Raw genomic sequence first — 4,645 nt, forward strand, 5'->3', positions numbered from 1 at the left:
CAGCCGGGTGAACGCCCTGCGTACGGCGTCCCTCCAGTACTCGGCCCGCTCGGCGGGCGGTTGGATGTCCGTGCAGAATGCTTCGATCACGATGTCCTCGCGAACTGTGAGGAGTTGCCCGGTTCCCCGGGGCCCGGGCGGCGCTTTCCGCGTCACGCGCGGCCCACTCGGGGAACCCCCATCGCGGCCACCGTAGGGTCCTGCCGGGGCCATCGGCGGCCCTTCCGGCGGGGAGTGCGGGACACCCGCAGATATTGTGGGGACATCCGCAAACATGAATTCCCGTTATTGGGATATTTATCACACAAGGCAATATGCGGGCGGAATGTGCATTGAGAGAAATGTCACAATTGATTCACCTGCGCGAATCGGATGTCGAGTGGAATCGGAATAGGGCGGGATTGTGCCGTCGTATTCGGCGGGAAAGGGGTCCGGCAGGGAAAGCGAACGCACGCATCCGCCCGCATGCGCACGGGCCGTTCCCCCGGGCCGGCGTCAGGGCCGAGGCACCGGCCTCGGCCCTGACGCCCCGGTCCCGGCCGGGGAACCGTCGGGTACGTCAGGAACCGACGCGCGCCGGCCTGACCGTCCCGTGCACCTGCCGGGCGTGGGCGGCGTACCGGCGGCGCCCCAGGACGGGGACGATCAGCCGGACGGGCAGCGGGGCCGTCGCCAGCACCGCCTTGATGGTCTCCGGGTCGCCCTCGTACATCGCCATGCCGAAGACGAGCGGCAGGTCCTTCTTCGGGGTGCTCGCCATCCCGTGCTCGCCGAGCTGGTGCCATTCCGCCGCGGTCACGTACTTCGCGGCCAGCGGCAGGATCGCCTTCTCCTCCAGCGCCATGTGCCGGACGAGCACGGTCAACAGCCGCTCGAACGCGTCCGCGAGCTCCTCGCCTCCCTGCCCGGTCGAGCGCCATCCCCCGAGCAGTCCGGTCACCTCGCCGTGCAGTGCGTCGATGGCGTGGTGCTGCTGCTCCATCGTCGGCACGATGGCCTCCGCGTCCACGCCGGCGCGCTCGGCCAGCTTGGGCCACAGCAGCAGGTCCTCGCCCTCGTGGTGCGTGTGCAGGACCCGGCACACCAGCGCCGCGTGGGCACCGACGACCTCCGCGCGCCGGGCGTCGCCCGGCGCGACGGACCGGATGAGGTCGGGAAGCAGCCTGAACTCGCGGCGCAGCGCAGTGTGGGCCATGTACATGTCGCGCGTATCGGCCATGGGTTCATTGACGAGTGGAGCCATTGTCTCTTCCTTGTGCGGCCGCCCGGCATCCCGGGAGGGGACGACGCGGCCCGTGTCGGGCATGGCCCTGCGCCCGGGCCGGCGGTCCGGTGACATGCGGGTCCGTCTGCGGTGGCACCCGGCGGGTGCCACCGGGTGCCACGGAATGCGCAGGGTGATCAGGGCAGGGGTAAGTGCAGGTCGGAGGCCTCGTCCGCTGCCCAGGACACTGTGGCAGTGGTGCCGGGGCTGCCGCATGCGTCAAATGCCCCTGCGTCGCGGCCGCGGCATGGGTCTTCTGACCCGGTCCCCGCTGGTGAGGCGGAGGAGCATGGGGCGTGGTGGCCGTCGGACGGCTGTTGCGCCCGGCCGCGGGGCTGACCCGTCATTCGGGGAGGACGACGTTCCCCATGGCCTCGTTGACCGCGATCATTTCCGGAGTGAAATCCTCCGGGGTCCACAGGCGCGGCGAGTGCCCGGGCAGCGGGTCGTCCCCGAAGTCGAGGAAGAAGTTCTCGGGGCCGCCCGGGGTGAAGAAGAATGCCATCTTGGCCTCGCGGTCGCTGATGTTCTTGAACCGGTGCCGCACACCACGCGGAACGAAGACGAAGTCACCCGCCGAGGCGACGAAGGTGTTCTCGCCGTCCAGGAACTCCAGCTCGCCCTCGAGGACGTAGAACGCCTCCTCGTTGTGCTCGTGGAGATGCGCTATCGGTCCGTTGCCCGGGGGCACGGTGGCGACGACGAAGCCGAGCCGGCCGTCGGTCTCCTTGCTGCTGACCTTGATGGTGTACTCGTCGCCGGCCACCCACTTGACGGGTCCCTCGGTGGCACGGACGTACAGTGCACCGCTCTTGTACTGCTCGGGGGTTGCCAATTCTCGCTCCTGTGCGAAATCGCGGGATCACGCATGCGGGGACGCCGCATGCGTGGGTCGCCGGGAGTCCCGGCCGTGATGAGAGGGGGAAGGGGCGGCGAGGGCCGCGCAGTCGTTGCGGCGTCAAGTAACCATGAGTCAGCTTGACTCGTCAAGTAGTAGGTCTCCGGGCCCGGTTGGACCGCCACAGGCCCCGACGGGCTCACCGCTCGCGCGAGCCGCACATATGCTTGCCGCATCAAGCAGCTTGCCGTACGCTCCGACGCGCCGTTCGAAGTTCGAAGGCAACAGGCCCTTCCCTAAACATATTTGACGGAGTGTCTGTTCCCAGACGGATGGTCGCGACCGTAGCTCGCGCAGAGATCGTTCGGCCGAGAGCAGGCCGACCACTGAGAGAAGCCCAAGGGTGGTGCGCGTCGCCATCGGGGCCAAGGAGAATGTGTGGCTGTCTCGCCCATGACCGCGTACGACAGGATCGTCAGGTCGGACGTGCCCGAGCATCCCCCCGTGCTGTTCGACACAGCGTGTGTGTTGGGTGGCAGTGTCGCCGGCCTTCTGGCGGCCCGGGTACTCGCGGACCACGCCCGGACCGTTGTGATCGTCGAGCGGGACGAGACGAATGCGGAGGGACGCCCTCGTGCGGGCGTGCCCCACGACCGTCAGGTGCACGGGTTGCAGGCCGCCGGGCTCGTACAACTGGAGCGGTGGCTGCCGGGATTCACGCGGGAGGCGCGGGAACTGGGCGGCGTCCTGCTCGGCCCCCAGCGCATGACCATGTACGTCGACGGCAGGGAGCAACTCCGCACGGGAGACACCGCGTTCCTCTTCTGCACCCGGCCCTTCCTCGAGTCGCGCATACGCAGCCGGGTCCTGGCCCTGCCCAACGTCGAGACCATGGCGGCACAGGCCACGGGCCTGGAGTACGACGACAACGGTGCGGTGAACGCCGTGCGGTACGTCGTCGACGGTGTCGCCGGCGCGCTGCCCGCCGACTTCGTGGTGGACGCGATGGGACGCGCCTCCAAGTCCTCGGACTGGGTCGAGCAGGCGGGCTTCGACAGGCCCCGGCTCCAGCGCATGCAGACCGGGGCCCACTACGCGACGGCGCTCTTCGAGCGGACCGGCCGGCACACGGAAGAGCCGTTCTTCACGGGCGCCCGTTTCACGCTGCCGCCCGGGCCGGACGGCCTGGCCGTGGCCCTGGCCAAGCCCGTCGAAGCCGACCAGTGGCTCGTGGGGCTCACCACCTACGCGGAGGGCCGGCCTCCCCGGTCGATCGAGGAGTTCCGCGCGCTGTGCGAGAAGCTGCCGCATCCCTTCGGGGAGGTGACCAGCGGCGCCGTCACCCGGGACGTCCTGACCTTCCACCAGGCGGACAGCCGGCGCCGTGATTTCACGGGGCTGTCGCGCTACCCCGCCGGCCTGGTCGGCGTCGGCGACGCGGTTGCCTCCCTGAACGCCACCTACGGGCAAGGCATGATGTCCGCCGCCCTCCACGCCTCCTGCCTGTCCGCATACCTGTGCGGCGGCATCGCGTCCGGCGAACCGGCCACCGAGTTCTTCGCCCTGCAGGAAGTGGCCGTCGACGCCAAGTGGGCGGTCTCGGCCGGCTCGGACGCCGCCCTCCGCGACGCGATCGAGGGGGCCGAGGTGCCCGAGGACGTGCAGCGCCGGCGCTGGGCCATGGCTCAGCTCGCACAGGCCTCGCTCACGGACGTGACGATCGCCGAAGCGAGCGCGGCGGTTTTCTACGGCCTGGCCCATCCCATGTCGCTCGCCGACCCCGCCCTCCTCGAGCGGGCCATCGCCGTGAACGTCCGGGAGTCGGCGAACTCCTGAGCCGCGCACGTCACGTCCATGACGGTGTCGATGGTTCCGCAGCCGTCGTGGACCCCGCTCACCGTGCCGGGTCCGCGCACCAGGCCCCGAGCGGGCAGGACCGGCGCCGGGGAGAGTGTGCGCATGGAGTTCTTCTGCTACCACCGTGACCGGCCCGATTCCTTGGCGCTGCGTCAAGAGCTGCTGGAGCAGCACTGGTCGTACATGGACCAGTACGAGAAGGAGATGATCGCCCGCGGCCCGACCCTCACCGCCGAGGACGGCGAGCCCACCGGCAGCGTGCACATGGTCGACCTGCCGAACGCTGCCGCTGCCCGCGCGTTCGCCTTCGACGAGCCCGGCTACCAGGCGGGCGTGTACCGGGACGTGCTGCTGCGCCGGTGGCGCAACCTGCTGGGGCGCACCATGTGGGACTTCCCCGGTGGCCGTACCGGCGGCAACCGGTACCTGGTGCTCGGCCTCGGCACGGGCGGGGGAGCCGACCTCGTGGTGCCGCCCCTGCGGGACGACCTGGTCGCGTTCGGACCCCTGCTGTCCGACGACGGCAGCACGTGGCTCGGGACGGCGGCACTGGTCCGGGCGCCGGACGAGGATGCCGCACGCGCTGTCCTGACCTCCGACGCGTACGCCGGGATCGAGGTCCACAACTGGCAGTTCGGCGGCCGGTCGTGATGTGAGGGGGGGGCGGGGGCTCCGGGCCGTCAGGG

At 70.2% G+C, this 4,645-nt stretch carries 4 protein-coding genes; 2 read left to right on the forward strand and 2 right to left on the reverse strand.

Going from position 1 to position 4,645, the window contains the following annotated elements; genetic code table 11:
• Positions 1–559: 559 nt before the first annotated feature.
• Entirely contained in the window at positions 560–1,219 is a 660-nt protein-coding gene (locus PV350_RS44750) for a hemerythrin domain-containing protein (protein WP_500339083.1), read from the reverse strand.
• A gap of 388 nt (positions 1,220–1,607) precedes the next feature.
• Complete coding sequence (locus tag PV350_RS44755; RefSeq protein WP_499510181.1) at positions 1,608–2,099, reverse strand: cupin domain-containing protein; 492 nt, start codon at positions 2,097–2,099, stop codon at positions 1,608–1,610.
• Between the two features lie 441 nt (positions 2,100–2,540).
• Here PV350_RS44755 and PV350_RS44760 point away from each other — a divergent pair, with 441 nt between their 5' ends.
• Positions 2,541–3,938, forward strand: coding sequence for an FAD-dependent monooxygenase (locus PV350_RS44760; RefSeq protein WP_500339084.1), 1,398 nt, complete (start codon positions 2,541–2,543; stop codon positions 3,936–3,938).
• A gap of 123 nt (positions 3,939–4,061) precedes the next feature.
• The gene (locus tag PV350_RS44765; protein WP_500339085.1) at positions 4,062–4,610 is read left to right on the forward strand and encodes a YciI family protein; all 549 of its coding nucleotides are present in this window, start codon (positions 4,062–4,064) and stop codon (positions 4,608–4,610) included.
• Positions 4,611–4,645: the final 35 nt, after the last annotated feature.

Source organism: Streptomyces sp. PA03-6a (genome assembly GCF_033792765.1).
Taxonomy (GTDB): Bacteria; Actinomycetota; Actinomycetes; order Streptomycetales; family Streptomycetaceae; genus Actinacidiphila.

Excerpts from the sequence above, each read along its gene's own strand:
- PV350_RS44750 (WP_500339083.1), bottom strand. The coding sequence starts at position 1,219 with ATGGCCGATACGCGCGACATGTACATGGCCCACACTGCGCTGCGCCGC.
- PV350_RS44765 (WP_500339085.1), top strand. The coding sequence starts at position 4,062 with ATGGAGTTCTTCTGCTACCACCGTGACCGGCCCGATTCCTTGGCGCTG.